Source organism: Rhodanobacter sp. 7MK24 (assembly GCF_014842995.1).
Lineage (GTDB): Bacteria > Pseudomonadota > Gammaproteobacteria > Xanthomonadales > Rhodanobacteraceae > Rhodanobacter_A.
Genome location: NZ_JACYXL010000006.1, coordinates 225971 through 248381, shown reverse-complemented (window position 1 = coordinate 248381; position 22411 = coordinate 225971). Strand labels below are relative to the sequence as shown.

20 protein-coding genes are annotated in these 22411 nt (G+C 65.9%); 9 read left to right on the top strand and 11 right to left on the bottom strand.

What is annotated here, in order from left to right:
- Positions 1-293 precede the first annotated feature (293 nt).
- On the top strand, positions 294-749 hold the full coding sequence (locus tag IHE49_RS12150) for a DUF192 domain-containing protein (protein ID WP_192158194.1): 456 nt from the start codon (positions 294-296) through the stop codon (positions 747-749).
- A gap of 214 nt (positions 750-963) precedes the next feature.
- Here the strand turns inward: IHE49_RS12150 and IHE49_RS12145 are convergent, their stop codons facing one another.
- Entirely contained in the window at positions 964-1161 is a 198-nt protein-coding gene (locus tag IHE49_RS12145; protein ID WP_192158192.1) for a rubredoxin, read from the bottom strand.
- Positions 1162-1231: 70 nt separating this feature from the next.
- Here IHE49_RS12145 and thiE point away from each other — a divergent pair, with 70 nt between their 5' ends.
- Together thiE and hemL are read left to right on the top strand one after the other, a co-directional pair.
- On the top strand, positions 1232-1858 hold the full coding sequence (gene thiE / locus IHE49_RS12140; protein ID WP_192158190.1) for a thiamine phosphate synthase: 627 nt from the start codon (positions 1232-1234) through the stop codon (positions 1856-1858).
- Positions 1859-1872: 14 nt separating this feature from the next.
- Positions 1873-3156 carry a glutamate-1-semialdehyde 2,1-aminomutase gene (gene hemL / locus IHE49_RS12135; protein WP_192158188.1) on the top strand — a complete coding sequence of 428 codons (1284 nt, stop codon included), beginning with the start codon at positions 1873-1875 and terminating at the stop codon, positions 3154-3156.
- A gap of 37 nt (positions 3157-3193) precedes the next feature.
- On the opposite strand, the gene IHE49_RS12130 is transcribed toward hemL, so the two are convergent.
- From IHE49_RS12130 to IHE49_RS12105, 6 genes are all read right to left on the bottom strand, one after another.
- The gene (locus tag IHE49_RS12130) at positions 3194-3613 is read right to left on the bottom strand and encodes a VOC family protein (protein ID WP_192158186.1); all 420 of its coding nucleotides are present in this window, start codon (positions 3611-3613) and stop codon (positions 3194-3196) included.
- 196 nt (positions 3614-3809) lie between these two features.
- Positions 3810-4139 carry an HIT domain-containing protein gene (locus tag IHE49_RS12125; protein ID WP_192158184.1) on the bottom strand — a complete coding sequence of 110 codons (330 nt, stop codon included), beginning with the start codon at positions 4137-4139 and terminating at the stop codon, positions 3810-3812.
- Positions 4108-5340 (bottom strand): acetylornithine/succinylornithine family transaminase, encoded by a 1233-nt coding sequence (locus tag IHE49_RS12120; protein ID WP_192158182.1) that lies wholly within the window; start codon positions 5338-5340, stop codon positions 4108-4110. Before IHE49_RS12120 ends, IHE49_RS12125 begins: the two co-directional genes overlap by 32 nt.
- A gap of 198 nt (positions 5341-5538) precedes the next feature.
- Positions 5539-6882, bottom strand: coding sequence for a sigma-54 dependent transcriptional regulator (locus tag IHE49_RS12115; RefSeq protein WP_192158235.1), 1344 nt, complete (start codon positions 6880-6882; stop codon positions 5539-5541).
- Between the two features lie 218 nt (positions 6883-7100).
- Complete coding sequence (locus IHE49_RS12110) at positions 7101-7703, bottom strand: LON peptidase substrate-binding domain-containing protein (RefSeq protein ID WP_192158180.1); 603 nt, start codon at positions 7701-7703, stop codon at positions 7101-7103.
- A 15-nt stretch (positions 7704-7718) separates the two neighbouring features.
- Positions 7719-8537: an NAD(P)-dependent oxidoreductase gene (locus tag IHE49_RS12105; protein WP_192158177.1), complete on the bottom strand. Its 819-nt coding sequence runs from the start codon at positions 8535-8537 to the stop codon at positions 7719-7721.
- 119 nt (positions 8538-8656) lie between these two features.
- Between IHE49_RS12105 and IHE49_RS12100 the strand changes: the two genes are divergently transcribed.
- Complete coding sequence (locus IHE49_RS12100; protein ID WP_192158175.1) at positions 8657-9571, top strand: ABC transporter ATP-binding protein; 915 nt, start codon at positions 8657-8659, stop codon at positions 9569-9571.
- Complete coding sequence (locus IHE49_RS12095) at positions 9568-10983, top strand: hypothetical protein (protein ID WP_192158173.1); 1416 nt, start codon at positions 9568-9570, stop codon at positions 10981-10983. The genes IHE49_RS12100 and IHE49_RS12095 overlap by 4 nt, the downstream gene beginning before the upstream one ends.
- Here the strand turns inward: IHE49_RS12095 and mpl are convergent, their stop codons facing one another.
- Genes mpl through IHE49_RS12080 form a run of 3 tightly spaced genes read right to left on the bottom strand, consistent with a single transcriptional unit; the run spans position 10984 to position 13643 of the window.
- Complete coding sequence (gene mpl / locus IHE49_RS12090) at positions 10984-12345, bottom strand: UDP-N-acetylmuramate:L-alanyl-gamma-D-glutamyl-meso-diaminopimelate ligase (RefSeq protein ID WP_192158171.1); 1362 nt, start codon at positions 12343-12345, stop codon at positions 10984-10986. It abuts the gene before it with no gap.
- Between the two features lie 9 nt (positions 12346-12354).
- Complete coding sequence (locus tag IHE49_RS12085) at positions 12355-13038, bottom strand: hypothetical protein (protein WP_192158169.1); 684 nt, start codon at positions 13036-13038, stop codon at positions 12355-12357.
- 5 nt (positions 13039-13043) lie between these two features.
- Positions 13044-13643, bottom strand: a complete 600-nt coding sequence (locus IHE49_RS12080) for an adenylate kinase (protein ID WP_192158167.1) — start codon at positions 13641-13643, stop codon at positions 13044-13046.
- 142 nt (positions 13644-13785) lie between these two features.
- Between IHE49_RS12080 and IHE49_RS12075 the strand changes: the two genes are divergently transcribed.
- Together IHE49_RS12075 and IHE49_RS12070 are read left to right on the top strand one after the other, a co-directional pair.
- Positions 13786-15054 carry a 6-phosphofructokinase gene (locus tag IHE49_RS12075; RefSeq protein ID WP_192158165.1) on the top strand — a complete coding sequence of 423 codons (1269 nt, stop codon included), beginning with the start codon at positions 13786-13788 and terminating at the stop codon, positions 15052-15054.
- 74 nt (positions 15055-15128) lie between these two features.
- Positions 15129-16805, top strand: a complete 1677-nt coding sequence (locus IHE49_RS12070) for a hypothetical protein (protein WP_192158163.1) — start codon at positions 15129-15131, stop codon at positions 16803-16805.
- Between the two features lie 54 nt (positions 16806-16859).
- Here the strand turns inward: IHE49_RS12070 and IHE49_RS12065 are convergent, their stop codons facing one another.
- Positions 16860-17678: an isocitrate lyase/phosphoenolpyruvate mutase family protein gene (locus IHE49_RS12065; protein ID WP_192158161.1), complete on the bottom strand. Its 819-nt coding sequence runs from the start codon at positions 17676-17678 to the stop codon at positions 16860-16862.
- A gap of 317 nt (positions 17679-17995) precedes the next feature.
- Between IHE49_RS12065 and IHE49_RS12060 the strand changes: the two genes are divergently transcribed.
- Complete coding sequence (locus IHE49_RS12060) at positions 17996-20026, top strand: sodium-translocating pyrophosphatase (protein ID WP_192158159.1); 2031 nt, start codon at positions 17996-17998, stop codon at positions 20024-20026.
- A gap of 252 nt (positions 20027-20278) precedes the next feature.
- Entirely contained in the window at positions 20279-22405 is a 2127-nt protein-coding gene (locus IHE49_RS12055; protein ID WP_192158157.1) for a prolyl oligopeptidase family serine peptidase, read from the top strand.
- Positions 22406-22411 lie beyond the last annotated feature (6 nt).

Here is a 22411-nt window from a genome sequence, read left to right as displayed (position 1 = left end):
CCTGTGCACACTGTCAAAGATCTTGTCACCGCGGAGCTTTCCGCTACAGGACATTTCGTCCCGGTGAGCCGCCTACTATACATCGTCTTTTCGGTCCGTCAACACCTTCGTCGAAGTCTCTTCAGCGCGGGTGGTGGGGCGAACCCTTCGAAGCAAGGCAGTTCGTCGAAGGGGCGAGAATCATAGCGCCGCGCTGCACGGCTGTGAAGGGGTTGCGAAAAAATTCTTAGGCAGATGCGCTGCTTCATCGACATACACTTCGCAGACACGTCATCTAAGCAAACACGCACATCATGCTGAAGCCGCTGACCGTTGCATCTCTGCTCGCACTGGCCTGCAGCGCCTGCGTGGCATCGCATGAAACAGGCCCTGTCGCCGTAACCCTGCACGGGCAGCAATTCACAGCCGAACTGGCTACTGATGAAGCGGCTCGCGAGCATGGCTTGATGATGCGCACGGCGCTGGCTGCGAATCACGGCATGCTGTTCGTGTTTCCCGACACGGCACCACGCGGATTCTGGATGAAGAACACGCTGATCCCGCTCGACATCCTGTACTTCGATGCCGAGCGCAAACTCGTGTCTGCGCAATTGGACGTGCCGCCGTGCAAGGTCGATCCTTGCCCGATCTATCCCAGCACGGGGCCAGCGCGTTACGTGCTGGAGCTATCGGCAGGTACGGTCAAACGGCTAGGCGTGCGCGATGGCGACATGCTGGCGATCAGAGGCGACGTGGGCCCAGTGGACTGAACGACGACAAGACCGACGCGATAAGGGGTCAAGGCATCCATACGAAGTGCGTCGAGCATGTCCCACTCGTCTTCAAACGGAATGAACTGCTGCATGATGGTGCTTCCGGCAAAACGCGCATGGCATGCGCGTGGAAGCATCTCAGCGGATCGGCGGGCCCGTTCGCAGGCGGGAAGATGGCGAAATCGGGCCGCCTGCTGACGGGAATCGGCGATCAGTCGACCTCGATCATCTCGAAGTCGCTCTTGGTGGCGCCGCAATCCGGGCAAGTCCAGGTCTCGGGCACGTCTTCCCAGCGCGTGCCGGGTTCGATGCCTTCTTCCGGCACGCCCAGCACCTCATCGTAGATGTAGCCGCAAACCACACACATCCACTTGCGTTGACCGGGAACCTGGCTTGCACTGTCGCTCATCATCGGGCTTCTTTGTTCGAGGGTGAATGGTGCATTCTCGCAACTCGCCTGCCGTTGCGGAAGCTGCGCAATGATTACAACCCGATTCCCGAACCATGGCCTGTATGCAATCACCGACGGGCCCCGCACCGACCTGCTCGATGTAGCGTCACAGGCACTGGCCGGTGGTGCACGCGTGCTGCAATACCGTGACAAGACCACGGATACCACACGGCGCCATGCCGAAGCCGTCGCGCTCAAGCAGCTGTGCGACGTGCATGCAGTACCGCTCATCATCAATGATGACGTCGTGCTCGCCGCTGCGACAGGCGCCGCCGGTGTGCACCTTGGTCGTGACGACGGCGATGTTGCGGCTGCGCGTGCCGTGCTTGGCGACCATTCGATCATCGGCGTGTCGTGCTACGACTCGTTCGAGCTCGCCCGTGCCGCCGCTGCGGCCGGCGCCGATTACGTGGCTTTCGGCGCATTCTTTCCCTCGCCCACCAAGCCCCATGCGGTGCGCGCATCGCCAGCGCTGCTGCGGCAGAGCGCCACGCTGGGCGTGCCGCGGGTGGCGATTGGCGGCATCACGCCGGACAATGCGTCTTCGCTGGTCGACGCGGGCGCGGATTTCCTCGCCGTGATTTCGGCGGTTTTCGCCATGCCCGACGTGTGCGCTGCCGCGCAGCGCTTCGCCCACCTCTATCCACCCGATTGATCGAGAACTCCCCGATGAGCACCAACCACGAATTGTTCCAGCGCGCCCTGCAACGCCTTCCCGGCGGCGTGAACTCGCCGGTGCGCGCATTCAAGTCCGTGGGCGGCGAACCGTTCTTCACCGCGCGCGCCGATGGCGCGTACCTGTGGGACGTGGAGGGCACGCGCTATATCGATTATGTGGGCTCATGGGGCCCGATGGTCGTGGGTCACAACCATCCTGCGGTACGCGAAGCAGTGGAGCGCGCGGTGAAGGACGGTCTCTCCTTCGGCACGCCCTGCCCGGCCGAAGTGACCATGGCCGAGACCATCACGAAGCTGGTTCCGTCGGTGGAAATGGTGCGCATGGTGAACTCCGGCACCGAGGCCACCATGTCGGCGATCCGTCTCGCCCGCGGCGCCACCGGCCGCGCGAAGATCGTGAAGTTCGAAGGCTGCTACCACGGCCACGGCGACAGCTTCCTGGTGAAGGCCGGCTCCGGCGCGCTCACCTTCGGCGTGCCCAACTCGCCCGGCGTACCCAAGGCCAGCGCCGACCTCACGCTCACCCTGCCGTACAACGACCTGGCCGCGGCGCAGGCCCTGTTCGCCGAACAGGGCGACGACATCGCCGGCCTCATCATCGAGCCCGTCGCCGGCAACATGAACTGCATCCCGCCGGTGGACGGCTACCTGCAGGGCCTGCGCGAACTGTGCACGCGGCACGGCGCGCTGCTGATATTCGACGAAGTGATGACCGGCTTCCGCGTGGCGCTGGGCGGCGCGCAGGCGCTGTATGGCGTGACGCCCGACCTCACTACCTTCGGCAAGATCATCGGCGGCGGCATGCCGGTGGGCGCCTATGGCGGTCGCCACGACCTGATGGAACAAATCGCGCCCAGCGGTCCGATCTACCAGGCCGGCACGCTAAGCGGCAATCCGGTGGCGATGGCGGCGGGCCTGGCGATGCTGGAGCTGATCCAGGCGGCCGGCTTCTATGACACGCTCGCTGCACGGACACGCCTGCTGTGTGATGGCTTCCAGTCGGTGGCCGACGAAGCGGGCGTGCCATTCAGCACCAACCGCGTGGGCGGCATGTTCGGTCTGTTCTTCAGCGCTGCGCAGGTGAGCAGCTACGCGCAGGCCACCACGGCCGACACCGCGCTGTTCAACCGTTTCTTCCATGGCGTGCTGAAGCGCGGCATATACCTCGCGCCCAGCGCATTCGAAGCGGGCTTCCTCTCCAGCGCGCATTCGGACCAGGACATCGCCGACACCTTGCAGGCCGCGCGCGAGGCGCTGGCCGAGGCGAAAGGCTGAAGCGGGCACCGCCCACGCACAAGCGGCGCGCCAGACCTCACCAACTGCCGGTGTTGGGCATCGACGCCCAAGGCTCCTGCGGCGGCAGATGGCCATCCTGCAACAGTTCGATGGAAATCAGATCGGGCGAACGCACGAAAGCCATGTGGCCGTCGCGCGGCGGGCGATGGATGATGCACCCCATCGCCTGCAGGCGTTCACAGGTAGCGTAGATGTCTTCCACGCGGAAGGCCAGGTGGCCGAAGTTGCGCGCGCTGCCGTAGTCCTCGGTGGAACCCCAGTTGTAGGTGAGCTCGATCTCGGCCTCGGGGCTGTCCGGTGCGGCGAGGAACACCAGGGTGTACTTGCCCTCGGGCACATCCTTGCGGTGAGCCTCCTTGAGGCCAAGTCCTTCGCAATAGAAACGCAGCGAAGCGTCGAGGTCGCGCACGCGCACCATGGTGTGCAGGTATTTCATGATTTTCGGCCGATTGTCGCCGGAGGGAGGTCTCGATCATACCAATCGACATCCGCTAAACCGCGGATGCCTTACCGCAAGGCCTGTGCCCATACGCCAAGCACTTCCACCAGCGCCGGCTTCGCACATCTCCGGAATTGAGCCGAAGCAAGCCATCAGGTGTGCGGCGTGGTTGTACGGGCAGTCGGATGAACACCTACTGGACCTCCGTACACCCGCTGGATTGCCACAGATTGAGGCCCACCAGCTCGAACTCTTCCCGCAACGCCCGCGCCACACGCTGCGCCCTGCGCAACGCTGCCGCCATATCTTCCGCAGTCAACGTGTAGAGATCAGGTACATGGCGACGCGGCAACACCAGCACCTGCCCCGGCACTGCACGTCTTAGCTTGGCTTGGCGCAGATCCATGAAGGCCAGGATGTCGCCGTTTTCAGCAACGATACTGGCCGCCATTTGTCTGCCGCCATCCCTCAGAGCGGAAAAGGCATCCTGCTCATGCTGCCGCGAACGCGGCGAGCGCGGCATGCAACCGCCTAAGGCCTTCCGCCATTTCTTCGTCATTGATCGTCAGCGGCGGCACGAAGCGCAGCACGTCCGGACCCGCCTGAAGCACCAGCAGGCCGTAGGCGGCCGCGTGATCCAGGATCACGCCGGCCTTGCCCTTGTGCGCCCCCGCCAGCACCGCTCCGATCATCAGGCCGCGACCGCGTACTTCGTCGAACAAGTGCAGCTCGCGGTTGATGTTCTCCAACCCGGCCCGCAGCGCATCCGCCTGCCGCGCCACGTTGGCCAGCACGTCCGCTGATCCCAGCTTGCGCAACGCCACGCGAGCCACAGCGGCCGCCATCGGGTTGCCGCCGAAGGTGGTGCCGTGCGCACCGTACTGCATCACTTCAGCCACCTTCGCGCCCGCCAGCATCGCGCCGATCGGGAAGCCGCAACCCAGCGCCTTTGCCAGGGTCACGATATCCGGCTGCACATGGTCGTGCGCGTGCGCGAACAGCGCGCCAGTGCGCCCCATGCCGCACTGGATCTCGTCCAGCACCAGCAGCGCGCCATGCTCATCGCACAGCTCGCGCACGCACTTGAGGAAGCCCGGCGCGGCCGGCACCACGCCACCCTCGCCCTGCACCGGCTCCAACATCACCGCAGCCACGTCACCGGCAACAAAGGCGGCCTTCAATGCAACAACGTCATTGAAATCGAGGTAGCGGAAGCCGGCCGGCAGCGGCTCGTAGCCTTCCTGGTATTTCGGCTGCGCGGTGGCAGTGACCGTAGCAAGCGTGCGGCCGTGGAACGAGCCCTTGAAGGTGACGATCACGCGCCGCTCCGGTGCGCGCCCCTGCGCTGCCGCCCATTTGCGCACCAGCTTGATCGACGCCTCGTTCGCCTCGGCGCCGGAATTGCACAGGAACACGCGCTCGGCGAAGCCGCTCGCCTGCACCAGTTCCTCCGCAAGGCGCAGCGGCGGCTCGGTCCAGAACACGTTGCTGGCATGCCAGAGCTTGCCGGCCTGCGCGGTGAGCGCGGCAAGCAGGTCGGGATCGCCATGGCCCAGCGCGTTCACCGCAATACCGGCGCCGAAATCGACGAAATCGCGCCCTTCGGTATCCCACACCCGCGCCCCTTTGCCGTGGTCGAGCACCACGTCGCGCGGCTTGTACACCGGCAGCCAGTAACGCTTGCCGAGGTCGATCAGGGATGGGGACGAATCATGTTGCTGCATGGGGCACTCCGGATTGCGCCTGGCCATGTGCCCATGCTCATCCGGAGCGTCGCAAAACGCCCGCGATCGCAGGGGCGGCCTGGTAATGCGCGTCAGGCCGCCATTATCCACGCGCGGTCGCCGAATCAGAAGTCGAACCCGACGCAAAGCCACGACCGGACGCCATCGCGTCACGCGCGCGTGCCTGTCCGCGCCGCGCTAGGGCGCGCGCAGTTCCAACTGATATTTCTTGCACAGGCGATACATGGTGACCCGGGATACCTGCAGGCGCCGCGCGCACTCGCTGATGTTGAACCGGCACTCGCGCAGGCAGGCAGCGATGACCTCGCGCTCGGCCGATGCACGGAAGACGCCAAGACTGGTGACCGCCGGGAGGTCGCGCTCCTCCGTATCGCCCGGCAACGCCAGGTCGGTGGCGCTGATGAGCGGACCTTCCGCCATCACCGCGGCGCGCTGTACCCGATTCCGCAGCTCGCGCACGTTGCCAGGCCAGGGGTATCGATGCATCGCACGCAATGCCACGCTTTCGAAGCCGCTGGCGGCGCAGACCTGCCGCGCACGGAAGCGCTCGAGAAAACGATGCGCCAGCAAATCCACATCGTCACCGCGCTCGCGTAGTGGCGGTATCTGCAGTCGCAGGACGTTGAGCCGGTAGTAGAGGTCCTCGCGGAAGCGCCCGGCCGCCACGGCATGCTCCAGGTCCAGGTGGGTGGCGGCCATCACGCGTACGTCGACCTCGACCGATCGGCTGTTGCCCACGCGTTGCAGCACGCCCTCCTGCAGGAAGCGCAGCAGGTTGATCTGCGCGTCCAGCGGCAGATCACCGACTTCGTCCAGCAGAATGGTGCCGCCAGCGGCACTCTCGATGTGCCCGATCCGCCGCGCGGTGGCGCCGGTGAATGCGCCGCGCTCGTGGCCGAACAGTTCGGACTGCACCAGGTTGGGCGGCAACGCACCGCAATTGATCGCCACGAACGGCTGCATGGCGCGGATCGAAAGCCGGTGCAACACGCGTGCGGCCACTTCCTTGCCGACGCCGGTTTCGCCCGTGATCAGCACAGGCAGATCGATCGGCGCGTATTTGCGCAGGCTAGCCACCACCGCCGCCACCGACGCGCTGCGCCCCACCAGTTCAGGCAGGTCGGTTGCCACCTCGGCTCCACGCGACGCAATGCCGGCCGCCTGTTCCAACGCAACGAGCAGGCGCGGCAGATCCAGCGGCGCGCTGAAGAAATCCCGGCACCCCTGCAGGATGCGCTTGACCTGCGGACGTCGTGCCGGCATGTCGAGCGGGATCAGGGCAATCCACGGCACCGAGGGGCAATCCGTCATCAGCTGCTGCATCGCCTGCAACAGTTGGGCATCACCCTGGCGCAGATCCGCCAGCGCCACCATGCCGCCGCCTTCGCGCACCTTGACGCAGACGTCGCCGCCGGCGACCCGGACATTCCATCCGGCTTCAGTCAGGCCGCTGCACTCCTGGGCTTCCGGTTGCCCGAACCAGATCACGCACCCCAAACGCCTCGAGCCCGTGGCGTCCATTGTCCCCACTCCCCGGATTCCGATCGCCACGTGCCGCCTCCCCCTGGCGACACGCGTGTGGCGGCTCCATGCCTGATTGTCATTCGGCGCGAATTGTAGACCCGCGATGAAGTCAGTGGCGTAACAACGGCCACGAAGCGACGCTTCCGGCGTCAGGCACGGGGCTTGCTTGATGAGTGCTGCCAGAAGACGGCTTTCCCCAACGTTACCGGGCGGATTCAGGCCTTCTGGAATCGCGGCAGGATGTCGCGCAATTCGGCCAGGCGTTGCAACGGATCGGTCATTTCCAGCAGGCGTTGACGTTCGTCACCGCCCAGCGGCAACAGTTCGGCCAGCCGGAAACCCAGCCAGCGCGCGTCGTCGTAGCAGGTGCGCGGCGCACTTCGCCATTGCGGAGCCATCGCTTCGACCAGGCGTTCGGCAATCGTCTGCAGTAACGCGAGCTCTACCGGCACCGATGCGGGCGCCTCCTCCGGCCACCACTCCACTTCGCCGCGCAACTGGCCGTCCGAACGTATCCGCGTGCCCCTCACCCGGAAGCGCCGGCCGCCCTCGGCCACGATGCCGAGCAGGCCATCGGCGCCGTAGTGGAAATCCACGATATGCGCCAGCGTGCCCACGGCTGCCGGCAAGGCCGGTTCGCCCGTCTCGCGTCCGGCGAGGATCAGGCAGACGCCGAAACCGCTGCCATCGCGCGAGCATTCACGCACCAGGTCCAGATAGCGCGGCTCGAAGACGCGCAGTTCCAGCCGCCCGCCCGGATACAGCACGGTGGATAGCGGGAACAACGGCAAATCGGCGCTGGAGAACCGGCCAGCCATGTCTGGTGCGTGAACTCAACCCAGGAAAAGATCGGGCAACAACGGCTGCCCCGGCCGCACTGCGTAACGGTCGAAATCGCTCAGGCCAGTTTCACGCAGCACGTCTTCGTCGATGGCGAACCGGCCCGTGTATCCGCGTGCGGGACGGGTGAGGATGGCATGTGCCGCATCGGCCACGATCTCCGGCGTACGGCAATGCTCGGGCTTCACGCCTTCGATCATCGCAATGGCGGCGGTGGCGATCACCGTGCGCGGCCACAAGGCGTTCACCGCGATGCCCCGCGGCGCCAGTTCCGCACTCATGCCCAGTACGCACAGGCTCATCCCCATCTTGGCAATCGTGTAAGCAGTGTGCGGAGCGAACCATTTCTGGTCGAGCGTAGGCGGCGGCGCCAGCATCAGCACATGCGGATTGATCGCCTTCTTCAGGTACGGCAGGCAGGCCTGCGTGACCAGGAAGGTACCGCGCGTGTTGACCTGGTGCATCAGATCGAAGCGTTTCATCGGCGTGCCTTCCACGCCAGCCAGCCAGATCGCGCTGGCGTTGTTCACCACGATGTCGATGCCACCGAAACGATCGGCCGCCTGGGCCGCCGCGGCGTGCACCTCGGCCTCCTCGCGAATGTCGCACCTGATCGCCAGCGCCTGACCGCCTGCTTCTTCGATCGCTGCCGCCGCGGTGTGGATGGTGCCGGGCAACTTGGGATTCGGCACGCCGCTCTTTGCGGCGATCACGACATTGGCTCCGTCACGCGCGGCGCGCAGCGCAATCGCCAAGCCGATGCCACGCGAGGCGCCGGTGATGAACAGGGTTTTGCCGGAGAGGTTGCTCATGGCGGAATCGGCCTGATTGGAATTCCGGCAGGATATCGCGTCCGGCACCGCATCCCACTGGACGGGCCCACCGCGCAACGGCACATTAGCCGCCACGCCAACGGGGAGTTTGCGCAAGGATGTCCACCCTCATCACGACACCGCCTTTCGCCGACACGCGGACCGAATCCGTACTGCGCGTGAGCGGCCTGCGCAAATCCTTCAAACAGCGCGAAGTGTTGCGCGGCATCGACTGGGAAGTGCCCTGCGGACGCGTGATCGGCCTGCTCGGCCGGAACGGCGCGGGCAAGACTACCCTGCTGCGTTGCCTGCTCGGCCTCTCGCCCATCGACGCCGGAACGGTGGAACTGTTCGGCGAGTTGATGACCGAGCCCGGCGGCGAGCGCATGCACCGCATCGGTTTCGTGCCGCAGACCTTCGACCTGTTCCCATGGATGAAGGTGCGCGCCTACCTCGACTTCACCGCGGCGTTCTACGCGCGCTGGAACCATGCGTTGGCCGAGCGCCTGCTCGGCGACTGGCAACTCGACCCGAAGCAGAAGATCGGCGAACTCTCGCAGGGCCAGCGGCAGAAGCTGGCCATCGTGCGCGCCATCGCGCCCGAACCCGACCTGCTGGTGCTGGACGAACCGGTGGCCAGCCTCGACCCGCAGGCACGCCGTGCCTTCATGGCCGAGCTGCTGGAGCTGATGAAGGCGCCAGGCAAGACAGTGATCTTCTCCACCCACATCACCGCCGACCTCGAACGCGCCGACGCCGACATCACCCTGCTGCGCGACGGCGCGATCCAGTTCACCCGTCCGCTGGCGGAGCTGCGCGAACACCTGCGTCGCGCGGTGCTCGTGCGCGACGGCGGCTGGTCCCACGCACCGGTAGTCGCCGGCCTGCTGAAGGCTTCGCTCAAGGGCGACGAAGCGCAGTTGCTGGTGGAGGATGCAAACACTGAAAGCCTGCAAGCATTGGCCACGCGCGAAGGCGCCACGCTGCGCATCGAGATGCCCACCCTGGAAGACCTTTTCGTGGAGCTGGCATGAGGGCGGTGTGGCAGCTGTGGCTACAGCCGTGCCGGCAACTGCTGGTCGGTGCACTGCTGCTGCAGCTGGTGTGGCTGGTCGCCGCGATCCTGCTTGGCTGCGTTCCCGCAGTCGGTGCGGGCATTGCCGGCGTGGCCGCCACGCTGCTCGGCTTCGGCACCTGGTTCTGGTTCACCATGCTGGGCATGTGCCTGCGCGGGCTATGCCGGCCGGAGAGTTTTCTGTTGCCGGACTTCCGCCGGCGGCTTGCCTTGATGGGCGGCTTGCAAGTCGCGCAGTGGGCGCTCCTGCCCATGGTGGCCGCGCTGATGATGGGCCTGCCGCATGCGTTGCTGGGCGGCGCATGCATCCTGCTGCTGGCATCCATCGGGCTGGCCGCCAGCTCGGCGCGCTACGTCAACCTGCTGGTCTGGGTCCTGTTCGTGCTGGCCGGCTGGCAACCGGGGCTGGCTGGCCAGATCGCCAAGGCGATGATCGCTTCGCCCTGGACCGCGCCGCTGGCGTTGTTGCTGGCGACGCTGATCACACGCCTCAGCCTGCGCTCGATGCTGCGCATCGACGACCAGGAGCCCGGTGCCTCGCCGCTGGAGAACGTCCAGCTCGGCCGTTCGCGCGCGCGCGCGCTCGACGGCACGCCAGTCCGCCGCGGCAAGCTGGCCAAGCGCATCGGCGCGATCTTCGACAACACCTCGCAACGTGCGATGGAACAGGCGCTGGCGCGCTATCGCGCGAAGCCCACGTGGCGGCTGCGCATGGTGCTGGTGCGCCGACTGCTGCTGCCGCACGACAATCCGCAGGCGATCGCGCTGCGCCTGGTGCTGGTGGCAGCCATCGTAGCGTTCTACGTGCTGGCGGTGATGCATCGCCAGCATTTCAATGCGGTGGTGGTGGGCGCCTACGCGATCCTGCTGGGCCTGTCGCGCTTCCCGCAGCTCGGCCGCGGCATGCGGCAGATGCGACCGAATCTCGCCGACCTCTACCTCACGCTGGCGCCGCCGACCCGCGCCGACTATCAGCAGACGCTGATCGACGCGCTAGTGGTGCTGGTGCCGATCACCGCGCTCAGCACCATGGCCTATACCGGCCTGGGCATCGTGCTCACCCATGCCGCGGAACCGGTGCGCATGCTGGTCACCGCAGCCATCGTGAGCGTCGGTACCAGCCTTACCGCGCTCGCGGTGCACCTGATCGGCCCTGAGGGCAACCTGGGGCGCGGCGTGGTCGACCTGGTCGTGACGTTGGGCGGAATGGCGGTGTACTGGGGCGGTTACTGGTTGCTGGGCGCACTGGGCCTGCCCTTCGGCAGTACTGCGCTGCTGCTGGTCACCCTGGGTTTCGGGCTCGGCGTCTGGACGTCCGCACGGCGGGAATATCTCCGCCGGCCGCCAAGCTTCGATGCACCGCTGGCCTGATCAGCCGCGCTCAAACAGCTCAACGAAACGCCGCGGCGCGCCTTCGAAGCCGCCGTTGGACATGAACACCACGTGGTCGCCCGGCTGCGTCTTCGCACGCAAGGCCGCCAGCAGCGCATCCACGCTGGGCGCAGTATTGCCGCGACCTTGCAACGCATCGGTGACGCGCTGTGCATCCCACGCCAACTCGGGCCGGTGCAGGAACACCACGCCATCGGCATCGGCCAGCGAAGGCGCCAGCGCCTCGGCGTGTGCGCCGAGGCGCATCGAGTTCGAACGCGGCTCCAGCGCCACCAGGATGCGCGCCTTGCCCACGCTGGCGCGCAGGCCCGCCAGCGTGGTGGCAATGGCGGTGGGGTGATGTGCGAAATCGTCGTATACGCGCACGCCGCCCACTTCGCCCACCAGCTCCATGCGCCGCTTCACGCTGTCGAAGCTGGCGAAGGCAGGCAGCAAGGCGCGCGGATCCGCGCCCGCCGCCGTTGCCGCCGCGAGTGCGGCCAACGCGTTCATCACGCTGTGGTTGCCCAGCAACGACCAACGCACATTGCCCAGCAGTTCGTCCTTGCGCATCACGCGGAACACGCTGCCGTCGGCCTCGATCAGCTCGGCCCGCCAGTCGCCTTGTCCGATGCCGAAGGTTTCCACCGGCGTCCAGCAGCCCATCGCCAACACCTCGGCAAGACGCTCGTCGTGCGCGTTGACGAGCAGCCGGCCATTGCCCGGCACCGTGCGCACCAGATGGTGGAACTGGCGCTGGATGGCCGCCACGTCGGGGAAGATGTCCGCGTGGTCGTATTCGAGATTGTTGAGGATGGCGATGCGCGGCCGGTAGTGCACGAACTTCGAGCGCTTGTCGAAGAACGCAGTGTCGTATTCGTCCGCCTCGATCACGAAAGGCGCCTGCCGGCTGCCCAGCCGCGCGGAGACACCGAAGTTGCCCGGCACGCCGCCGATCAAAAAGCCCGGTGCCATGCCTGCGCTTTCCAGCAGGTGTGCGAGCAGGCTGGTGGTGGTGGTCTTGCCGTGGGTGCCGGCCACGGCCAGCACCTCGCGCCCCGCCAGCACCGTCTCGCCCAGCCATTGCGGGCCGGAGACGTAGCGCAGCTGCGCGTCGAGCATGTATTCGACCGCCGGATTGCCCCGCGTCATCGCATTGCCCACCACCACCTCATCGGGCGCGGGTTGCAGATGTCCGGCCGCATAACCGTCCATCAGGCGGATACCCAGTGCTTCGAGCTGGGTGCTCATCGGCGGGTAGACGTTGGCGTCGGAACCTTCGACCGTTAGGCCAAGCTCGCGCGCCAGCGCGGCCACGCCGCCCATGAAAGTGCCGCAGATGCCGAGGATGTGCAGTTTCATGTCGTCCAATCAATACGTTTCGCGTGCGGGGAATTGCCAGCCCGTCAACGCAAGGAAGGCCAGCCCCAGCGCACGTGTGGAGCCATTTTTGGGGGATAACCGATCAATGACATGATAGCGATCGCCATCGCGCAGCTCGATGATCCACTGCGCACCATCGAAGCCCAAAGCATCGACATGCGCCGGCAGCGACCAGGCTTGCGCCGCATCGATTTGTTGCTGGATGCCTTCAATCTGCCTGGCGTCGAGTGCGACCCGCGCTGTTCGCAAAACCGCACCAGGCTGATAGCCGCCGGCACCGTTCAACTCGACGGCATGCAGCATCCAGCCGCCTGCATCCCGCACGATGCTGACACTGATGGGATGGTGAAACGTCCTGAGCCAGACAAAACGGTACCCCACGCCGAACCTGCCGCAGGACCACGAATCCAGGCCCAACGCAGCAAACTGACTTGCATACCATTTGCGCTTGAAACTGTCGTCGTGCCGCAGATGAACAGTCGCCGCGGCACCACTCCGTTCCTGCGTCTTCGCCGAACCGGCAGGCGTGCTGGAATCAGGATTCACAAAGGTATTGGCAGCGAAGTAATAGTCCGCCGCAGATGGTGCAGGACATGCACGCATGCTCTGCGCCCATCCGAGCGCAGGGGCTACGAGCAGCCAGAAACCGACATACACGCGCCGCAGGCGCATCGGACTCAGCCGCCGTTTTGCGAAACAGCGGTGGCCGCCTCTTCGACCCTCAGCGCGCGCTTCACGCGTGCCGTGACCTCGTCCAGCTCGCCCACGCCATCGACCACCTGCAGCTTGCCGCGCTGAGCATAGAAGTCGGCCACCGGCGCGGTCTGCTCGGCGTAGACCTTGAGGCGGTCGCGCACCACGGCGGGATCGTCGTCCTTACGGTGCTCGGCGGCGTAGCGGATCTCGCAACGGGCGATGATCGCCTCGTTCGGCACTTCTAGCTTCACCACGGCGTCTAGCGGCTGCCGGATGCGGGTCAACAGGTGGTCGAGCGCATCGGCCTGCGCGAGGTTGCGCGGGTAGCCGTCGAGTATGAAGCCGTTCTTCGCATCGTGCTGGGCCAGGCGCTCCTCCAGCATGGCGAGCAGGATATCGTCGGAGACGAGTTTGCCGGCATCCATCACGGCCTTGGCCTTGAGGCCGATGGGCGTGCCCGCGGCCACGGCCGCGCGCAACATATCGCCGGTGGAGATGTGCGGCACGGCCAAGTCCGTCTTCAGCCGGGCGGCCTGGGTACCCTTGCCCGAGCCGGGCGCGCCGAGTAGCACGAGTCGCATATCGCTCCACAATGACGGCAAGCGGCCGCCGATTCGTCTGGAAATGAGTTCCACGTTAGCGTTTGCGGCCCGTTATAGTCAAACAAAATAGTCAAACAAACCGCGACACACGGCGCTTCGCGCCCATCACCGGAGACTCGCCATGCCGATCCGTCGCCCCGTCCAAGGCAAACTGCTCTATGCCCAGTCCGGCGGCGTGACCGCCGTCATCAATGCCACGGCTGCCGGCGTGATCGAGGCAGCCCGGGCCAGGGGCGTAAAAGCCTACGCTGCGCGCAACGGCATCCTGGGCGCGTTGCGCGAAGACCTGATCGACACTGGCAAGGAATCGAAGGCCGCCATCGCGGCGTTGCGCCACACGCCGGGCGGCGCGTTCGGCAGCTGCCGCTACAAGCTGAAATCGCTGGAGGCCAATCGCGCCGAGTACGAGCGCCTGATCGAGGTGTTCCGCGCGCACAACATCCGCTGGTTCCTCTACAACGGCGGCAACGATTCCGCCGACACCGCGCTCAAGCTCTCGCAGATCGGCAAGGCCATGGGCTACGACCTGCGTTGCATCGGCGTGCCCAAGACGGTGGACAACGACCTCGCCGTCACCGACTGCTGCCCCGGCTTCGGCTCGGTGGCGAAGTACACGGCAATCTCCACGCTGGAAGCCAGCCTCGACGTGGCCTCGATGGCCGAGACCTCGACCAAGGTGTTCATCCTCGAAGTGATGGGCCGCCACGCCGGCTGGATCGCCGCCGCCGCCGGCCTCGCCGGCAACGGCCCGGACGAGGCGCCGCACATCATCCTGTTCCCCGAGAACGTGTTCGACGAGGCCGCCTTCCTCGCCAAGGTGAAGGCCACGGTGGAACGCGTGGGCTGGTGCACCGTGGTCGCCTCCGAAGGCATCCGCAACGCGGCGGGCCAATTCCTCGCCGACGCCGGCACGCATGACGCCTTCGGCCACGTGCAGCTCGGCGGCGTGGCGCCCACGCTGGCCGCGCTGGTGAAGCAGAAGCTCGGCTACAAGTATCACTGGGCCCTCCCTGACTACCTGCAGCGCTCCGCGCGCCATGCCGCATCGAAGGTGGATGCCGAGCAGGCCTATGCCGTGGGCAAGGCTGCGGTGGACTGCGCGCTGGCCGGCATGAACGCCGTGATGCCGGTGATCGTGCGCACCAGCGACGCGCCCTACCGCTGGAAGGTCGAACCCGCGCCGCTGGCGAAGATCGCCAATCGCGAAAAGAAGATGCCGAAGGGTTTCATCGCCCGTGACGGCTTCGGCATCACCGCCGCCGCACGCCGTTACCTTGCCCCGTTGATCCAGGGCGAAGCAGTACCGCCCTATGGCACGGACGGTCTGCCGCGCTACGTAACCCTGAAAAACGCCGCGGTCGAACGCAAATTGCCCGCATGGCGTCCCTGACCCGCTGCCGCTCGACCGCATGATGCACGCACCGATCGGCCACCACGGCCGGTCGCGCACACCAGGGGAAACACATGAGGAGTCGTCTGCGCGCGACGCCGGCCGCGTTGCTGATCGTGGCTTGCGCGACCGCCACGCCTGCATGCGCATGGGCAGTGGCGCCAAAGTTCGCTCCCAAGGTTGATGCACGCAGCTACATCGACGTGTGGCGCCTTCGCCACGACGTCGCCGTCGTGGAAGCGAGCTATGTGGACGACGGCCGGCAGGCGGAAGCACAGGCCTGCAAGCGCGACGACGCTACCGACGGGCAACGCGCCGAAGATGCCTGCATTGCCGCCCTGCGTCGCCGCAGCGCGGCATATCGGTCGCTGTTTGCCGCCTTCAATGCCGCATGGCTGCCGGCGATCCGCAACGCGGTCGCGCACGGCGACCCCGTGGCCGAGGTGATCCTGCGCCAGTGCGCGACAACCGGCGCACTGGATCGGCGCGGCATGGCCTCGACCTGCGACGACGATCCCGCACAACGGGCCATCGCCAACGGGCGCCTGCGCGCCATCGGTTTCGTACCCGCACTGGACATCCGGTTTCCCAATTGGCAGCGGGCACACGACAGGCACGTCACCCGGCTGGAAAACCAGCAGCGTGCACTGGATGCGATACGCCATGGCGCGCTTGGCTTCGACACGATGCATGTCATGAGCAACGGCAATACCGCCATAAATGCCGACGACCTGCAGTGGTACCGGAACTACGCGCTGGTCGAGGCCGCGCTGCAGGACGCGCCGATCGCCTTCACGGTGACGCCAGGCACATTCAACGCCGGCTGGAAGACCGCGGCATTCGCCACGCTGAAGCTCAACCGCCAGCCGCTGACGCCCGGCTTCCTTACCTGGGGGCGTCGCCTGTACTTCGCCGGCAGCGGAACGGTCTACACCGGCCCGCACTACTGGCGCTCGAGTCCAACCAGGGTGTACGTGCCCGACAGCGAATCGATGAAGAAGATCGCTGGCACCGGCACGAATTACGAGCAGTTCAAGCGTGCCCTGGCCGGCGCATCGCTGCACGAGATCACCCTCTCTGGCACTGGCGACGGACAATTCCGGCGCGAGCTCTACGACACACTGGCAACCATTTCGACATCCATTGCCGCATACCTGAAGCAGGATCCACGCTGGGCGGTATTCCTGCTGCACCGCGTTGGCCTGCACGAATGGGTACCCGCGGGCACGCGCAGCACCACGGCACGGCTCGATCGCGCATGGCTCGGCACATGGAAGCTGCAAAGCCGGACGATGGACTGGGATCAACCGCTGCAACCGGCAAACGGTTATGCCCGCATCACGCGCGACCGAACCGGCGACTTTCAAATGATCGTACGCGCGACGCCGGCCGAAGCCTTAGCGCCGTTCGGGAACGTCGACGACTGCGCGTTACGCTACAGCGGGGGCGCCACCTACTCGGTGAGCCCGCAGCCTGCCGGCCAGGAAACCACCGCACTGGGCGCCATCAACGGGCAACACGCCCGCGAGGCCCTGGCTCCGCTCGATCCCAAGCTGCGTTACAAGCAGGTGCTGATGCAATGCATCGGCGCGGAGTCGCCGTATTCGGACAACGTGCGCTTCCTGCTGCTGGCTCACGACCACCTGATCGAGATCGGCGTGGACGAAACGGAACGGTTCCCGCATATCGCCGTGCGGCAATACCTCAGAGTGCGCCGACAGGAATCGGACGCCGGTGCAGGCATCTATTGACGACAGCATCCACGTACCAAGGCCGACGCACCGACTCAGCAACGATACGGCTACTCAAAACAGGCCGTTCAACTCTGCATGCGTGGCGTTATCGGAGAAACCGTCGAAACGGCCCTCGGCCAAGCCGCGCGCAGCGCGCAGGAAACCACCCCACGCGGCGCCCGCCAGTGCGCCGCCCACGCTGATCCGGCGCACACCGAGTGTTGCGAGATCATCCTGCGTGAACGGCGCGGCGTAACCCACCAGCACGTTGACCGGCTTCGGCGCGACGGCACGCACCACCGCCTCGATCTGTTCGCGGGTACGCAGTCCGGGCGCGTACAGGCAATCCGCACCGGCTTCGGCATAGACACGCAGGCGCTTCAACGACTCGTCCAGCGGGTCGGGATGTCCGACCAGGAAGCATTCGGCGCGGCCGATCAGCATCACGTCCTGGCCGGAGGCGTCGATCGCCGCCCGCGCGGCACGCATGCGCGCCACCGCTTCCTCGAGCTCATACAACGGCTGCCCGGCGTCGCCGGTGGAATCCTCGATCGACAGACCCGCTACGCCGGTGTCGACGCAACGACGCACGTTGTCCGCCAGTTCCTTGAGGTCGCGGGCATGCCCGTCCTCGAAGTCGGCGTTTACAGGCAAGTCGGTGGCTGCCACGATCGCGCGGCAGTGCGCCAGCACCGCATCCACGTCCATCGCGTTGTCCGCGTGCGCACGCGACCACGCGAAGCCCGAACTGGTAGTCGCCAACGCCTTGAAGCCAAGCTGCTGCAAGGCCCGGGCAGAACCAGGGTCCCAGGGATTGGGAAGCATGAAGCAGCTACTTTCGTGCAGCTTGCGAAAGGCGGCACGGCGTGCCGCAAAGCTGGCGGAATTCATTTTCGCAGCCTACTACGCCTGCCGCTTCATAGGTGGATCAACCGACCTCGCACATACAATGCCACCATCGCGAACCGACTGATGCCTAAGACATCGTGTCAGCGGCATGTCGTGCCACGTGCGCATGTCGATGTCGCAACGTCACACTCCGCACGTAGGGACAATCCGACACCGCGACTTCATAGCCTTGGCGCAAACCGTCCACACGCACCGCCTCGCTGCGCGCTGCGCCGCACAACGGGTTGTACACAAGGCTCTGCCTATACTCCCCTCGACCGCCCGTTCCGGACGGCCATTACAACCATGGGGAGGCTCCGATGCTGCAGCAGTTTGGCTGGTGGATCGTGCTCGCGTGTGCGGTGGTGGCAGTTTTGTATGGCGCCTTGTCGGCACGCTGGGTTCTCGCGCGCTCGCCGGGCAATGCACGGATGCAGGAAATCGCCACGGCGATCCAGGTAGGCGCACGCGCTTACCTCAATCGCCAGTACGGCACGATTGCCCTGGTAGGCGCAGTGTTGTTCCTGCTGATCGGTTTCTTCCTTTCCTGGGCCACCGCGGGCGGGTTCCTGATTGGCGCGGTGCTGTCAGGCGCAGCCGGCTACATCGGCATGAACGTGTCGGTGCGCGCCAACGTGCGCACCGCCGAAGCGGCACGGCAAGGCCTGGGCCCGGCGATGGACGTGGCATTCCGCGGCGGCGCCATCACCGGCATGCTGGTCGTGGGCCTGGCGTTGCTGGGCGTAGCCGGTTACTGGCTGATCCTCGACCGCAGCGGCGTGGCCAGCGAAGACGCATTGCACGCTCTGGTGGGCCTGGCCTTCGGCAGCTCGCTGATCTCGATCTTCGCCCGCCTCGGCGGCGGCATCTTCACCAAGGGTGCGGACGTGGGCGCCGACCTCGTGGGCAAGGTGGAGGCCGGCATCCCCGAAGACGACCCGCGCAATCCGGCGGTGATCGCCGACAACGTGGGCGACAACGTGGGCGACTGCGCGGGCATGGCTGCCGACCTGTTCGAGACCTACGCGGTGACAGTGATCGCCACCATGCTGCTGGGCGGCCTCACGCTGACCAATGCGGGCAGCACTGCCGTGCTGTATCCGCTGCTGCTGGGTGCGGTGTCCATCATCGCCTCGATCATTGGCACGCTGTTCGTGCGCGTGAAGCCCGGCGGCTCGATCATGGGCGCGCTGTACAAGGGTGTGGCGGTGTCGGGCGTGCTGGCGGCCATCGCGTTCTACCCGATCACCATGCAGTTGATGGGCGGCTTCAGCTACGGCGCCCTGAACCTGTGGTTCTGCGCGCTGATCGGGCTGGTGCTCACCGGCGCCATCGTGTGGATCACCGAGTACTACACCGGCACCAACTACAAGCCGGTCAAGCACATCGCGCAGGCCTCCACCACCGGGCACGGCACCAACATCATCGCCGGCCTGGGCGTGTCGATGAAGGCCACCGGCCTGCCGGTAGTGGCGATCTGCATTGCCATCTGGGGCGCCTACGAGCACGGCGGCCTGTACGGCATCGCCATCGCAGCGACCTCGATGCTGTCGATGGCCGGCATGATTGTGGCGCTGGACGCCTACGGGCCGATTACCGACAACGCCGGCGGCATCGCCGAGATGGCCGACCTGCCGCCGGAGGTGCGCGGCGTCACCGACCCGCTGGACGCGGTGGGCAACACCACCAAGGCGGTGACCAAGGGCTATGCCATCGGCTCGGCAGCTCTTGCCGCACTCGTTCTGTTCGCCGACTACACGCACAACCTCGCGGTGAACCATCCGGATACGACCTACACCTTCGATCTCTCCGATCACATGGTGATCATCGGCCTGCTGATCGGCGGCCTGATCCCCTACCTGTTCGGCGCGATGGCGATGGAAGCAGTGGGTCGTGCCGCGGGCGCCGTGGTGGAGGAAGTGCGCCGCCAGTTCCGCGACATCATCGGCATCATGGACGGCACCGGCAAACCGCAGTACGACAAGGCGGTGGACATGCTCACCCGCTCGGCGATCCGGGAGATGATCGTGCCTTCACTGCTGCCGGTGGTCGTGCCTATCGTGGTGGGCCTGCTGCTGGGGCCGAAGGCGCTGGGCGGCGTGCTGATCGGCACCATCGTCACCGGCCTGTTCGTGGCGATCTCGATGACCACCGGCGGCGGCGCGTGGGACAACGCCAAGAAGTACATCGAGGATGGCCACCACGGTGGCAAGGGTTCGGAAGCGCACAAGGCCGCCGTGACCGGCGACACCGTGGGCGACCCCTACAAGGACACCGCCGGCCCCGCGGTGAACCCGTTGATCAAGATCATCAATATCGTGGCGCTGCTGATCATCCCGCTGCTGCATTGAACCACCCGGCACGACGACAGGCCCCGTTCGCGGGGCCTGTCGCATTTCGGACACCTGACTTCAGCCACAGGCATGCGCAACACCGCGCCATCACACTTTGGCAAATGCCCGTCATCCCGGCGCAGGCCGGGACCCAGTGGCGATCACGCACGTTCAGGCGATACGGCCACTGGATTCCGGCCTGCGCCGAAATGACAAGCACACCAAACGCCGACAATCGCCAAGTCTTTCGCCGCACCCCAAGGAGCTTCCATGACGTCCAAGACATCCCTCTGGCTCGCGCTTGCGCTGGGCATCACTGTGAGCGGCACGGGCACGGCCCAGGCTACCGACCAGCCCGCCGGCAGCGACGATCCCTATCTCTGGCTGGAAGCCACCCACGATGCACGTGCGATGGATTGGGTGAAGGCGCAGAACGCGATCACCGAGAAGGCCTTCGCCAGCTCCGCGGAGTTCGACCGCACCCGCAACCAGATCCTTGAAGTGCTGGATTCCAATGCGCGCATTCCCATGATCGAGCGCATGGGCGACTGGCTCTACAACTTCTGGCAGGACAAGGATCACCCGCGCGGCCTCTGGCGCCGCACCACATTGGCCGAATACCGCAAGGCCGATCCCAAGTGGGACATCGTGCTGGACGTGGATGCGCTCAACAAGACCGAAGGCAAGCGCTGGGTGTTCAAGGGCGCGCAATGCCTGAGGCCCGCGTATACGCGCTGCCTGCTCTCGTTGTCGCCCGACGGCGGCGATGCGGTGGCGGTGCGCGAGTTCGACACCACCACCAAGTCCTTCGTGAAAGGCGGCTTCGAACTGCCGATCGCCAAAACCCAGGTGGGCTGGGTCGATCAGGACCACATCTACGTCGGCACCGACTTCGGCCCCGGCTCGATGACCAAGTCCAGCTATCCTCGCATCGCCAAGGAATGGAGGCGCGGCACGCCGCTCGCGAGCGCCACCGAGGTATACGCGGGCAAGCCCGACGACCTCGCGGTGAGCGCGTACCGCGACCTCACGCCCGGCTTCGAACGCGACTTCGTGCAGGTGGCCGCCGACTTCTTCCACAGCGAAACCTTCCTGCGCAAGAACGGCAAGCTGGTGAAGCTCGACATCCCCAGCGACGCCAGCGCCGATGCGCATCGCGAATGGCTGCTGGTGACACTGCGCGCGCCGTGGACGGTGGGTGGAACCACCTATCCCAATGGCTCGCTGGTCGCCACGAAGTTCGATGACTTCATGGCCGGCAAGCGCGCCTTCACCGTGCTGTTCAAGCCCGATGCGCACACCGCACTCTCCAACTACGCATGGACGCAGCACCATCTGATTCTCGACGTACTGGACGACGTGAAAAGCCGGATGGAAGTGCTGACTCCCCCCGAAAATCCCGCAACCGCCGGCGACTGGCGGCGCGAGGCCATGCCGGGCGCGCCGGCGATGAGCACAGTGGAAGTGGTCGATACCGACCCCGATCACAGCGACGAATACTGGCTCGCCATCACCGGCTTCCTTACCCCGACTACGCTGGAACGCGGCGTGCTTGGCCAAGGCGAGGTCGAAACGATCAAGCATCAGCCTGCCTTCTTCGACGCGTCCAAGTTCAACGTGAGCCAGCACTTCGTCATCTCGAAGGACGGCACCCGCGTGCCCTATTTCGAGATCGCACCGAAGAACATGAAACTCGACGGCTCGAACCGCACCTTGCTGTACGGCTACGGCGGCTTCGAGGTCTCGCTGCAGCCGTTCTACAGCGGCAGCATCGGCCGTGCCTGGCTGGATCGCGGCGGCGTCTACGTCATCGCCAACATCCGCGGCGGCGGCGAATACGGCCCGGCGTGGCACCAGGCTGCGTTGCAGGCCAACCGGCCGAAGGCCTACCAGGACTTCGCCGCGGTGGCGGAAGACCTGGTGAAGCGCGGCGTCACCACCGCTAAGCACCTTGGCACCGAGGGCGGCAGCAACGGCGGCCTGCTTATGGGCAACATGCTCACCCAGTACCCGCAGCTGTTCGGCGCGATCGCCTGCGAGGTGCCGCTGCTCGACATGAAGCGCTACATCCACCTCGATGCCGGCGCGTCATGGATCGCCGAATACGGCAACCCGGACGATCCGAAGCAGTGGGACTTCATCAAGTCCTTCTCGCCCTACCAGAACCTGCACAAGGAGACGCACTACCCGCCGGTGCTGTTCTACACCACCACCAGCGACGACCGCGTAGGCCCGGCACAGGCGCGCAAGATGGCCGCCAAGATGGAAGGCATGGGCATCCCCAACGTGTGGTTCTACGAGAACCTCGAAGGCGGCCACGGAGCCGGCGCGGACAACAAACAGTCGGCACACATGCATGCGATGGTGTACGACTTCCTGTGGGACAAGTTGCAGTAAGCCGTC

What these genes read in the sequence shown, in the direction of transcription:
- IHE49_RS12150 (WP_192158194.1), top strand. Translation starts at nt 294, where the DNA reads ATGCTGAAGCCGCTGACCGTTGCATCTCTGCTCGCACTGGCCTGCAGC.
- IHE49_RS12145 (WP_192158192.1), bottom strand. Translation starts at nt 1,161, where the DNA reads ATGAGCGACAGTGCAAGCCAGGTTCCCGGTCAACGCAAGTGGATGTGT.
- thiE (WP_192158190.1), top strand. Translation starts at nt 1,232, where the DNA reads ATGATTACAACCCGATTCCCGAACCATGGCCTGTATGCAATCACCGAC.
- hemL (WP_192158188.1), top strand. Translation starts at nt 1,873, where the DNA reads ATGAGCACCAACCACGAATTGTTCCAGCGCGCCCTGCAACGCCTTCCC.
- IHE49_RS12130 (WP_192158186.1), bottom strand. Translation starts at nt 3,613, where the DNA reads ATGAAATACCTGCACACCATGGTGCGCGTGCGCGACCTCGACGCTTCG.
- IHE49_RS12125 (WP_192158184.1), bottom strand. Translation starts at nt 4,139, where the DNA reads ATGCCGCGCTCGCCGCGTTCGCGGCAGCATGAGCAGGATGCCTTTTCC.
- IHE49_RS12120 (WP_192158182.1), bottom strand. Translation starts at nt 5,340, where the DNA reads ATGCAGCAACATGATTCGTCCCCATCCCTGATCGACCTCGGCAAGCGT.
- IHE49_RS12115 (WP_192158235.1), bottom strand. Translation starts at nt 6,882, where the DNA reads ATGGACGCCACGGGCTCGAGGCGTTTGGGGTGCGTGATCTGGTTCGGG.
- IHE49_RS12110 (WP_192158180.1), bottom strand. Translation starts at nt 7,703, where the DNA reads ATGGCTGGCCGGTTCTCCAGCGCCGATTTGCCGTTGTTCCCGCTATCC.
- IHE49_RS12105 (WP_192158177.1), bottom strand. Translation starts at nt 8,537, where the DNA reads ATGAGCAACCTCTCCGGCAAAACCCTGTTCATCACCGGCGCCTCGCGT.
- IHE49_RS12100 (WP_192158175.1), top strand. Translation starts at nt 8,657, where the DNA reads ATGTCCACCCTCATCACGACACCGCCTTTCGCCGACACGCGGACCGAA.
- IHE49_RS12095 (WP_192158173.1), top strand. Translation starts at nt 9,568, where the DNA reads ATGAGGGCGGTGTGGCAGCTGTGGCTACAGCCGTGCCGGCAACTGCTG.
- mpl (WP_192158171.1), bottom strand. Translation starts at nt 12,345, where the DNA reads ATGAAACTGCACATCCTCGGCATCTGCGGCACTTTCATGGGCGGCGTG.
- IHE49_RS12085 (WP_192158169.1), bottom strand. Translation starts at nt 13,038, where the DNA reads ATGCGCCTGCGGCGCGTGTATGTCGGTTTCTGGCTGCTCGTAGCCCCT.
- IHE49_RS12080 (WP_192158167.1), bottom strand. Translation starts at nt 13,643, where the DNA reads ATGCGACTCGTGCTACTCGGCGCGCCCGGCTCGGGCAAGGGTACCCAG.
- IHE49_RS12075 (WP_192158165.1), top strand. Translation starts at nt 13,786, where the DNA reads ATGCCGATCCGTCGCCCCGTCCAAGGCAAACTGCTCTATGCCCAGTCC.
- IHE49_RS12070 (WP_192158163.1), top strand. Translation starts at nt 15,129, where the DNA reads ATGAGGAGTCGTCTGCGCGCGACGCCGGCCGCGTTGCTGATCGTGGCT.
- IHE49_RS12065 (WP_192158161.1), bottom strand. Translation starts at nt 17,678, where the DNA reads ATGAATTCCGCCAGCTTTGCGGCACGCCGTGCCGCCTTTCGCAAGCTG.
- IHE49_RS12060 (WP_192158159.1), top strand. Translation starts at nt 17,996, where the DNA reads ATGCTGCAGCAGTTTGGCTGGTGGATCGTGCTCGCGTGTGCGGTGGTG.
- IHE49_RS12055 (WP_192158157.1), top strand. Translation starts at nt 20,279, where the DNA reads ATGACGTCCAAGACATCCCTCTGGCTCGCGCTTGCGCTGGGCATCACT.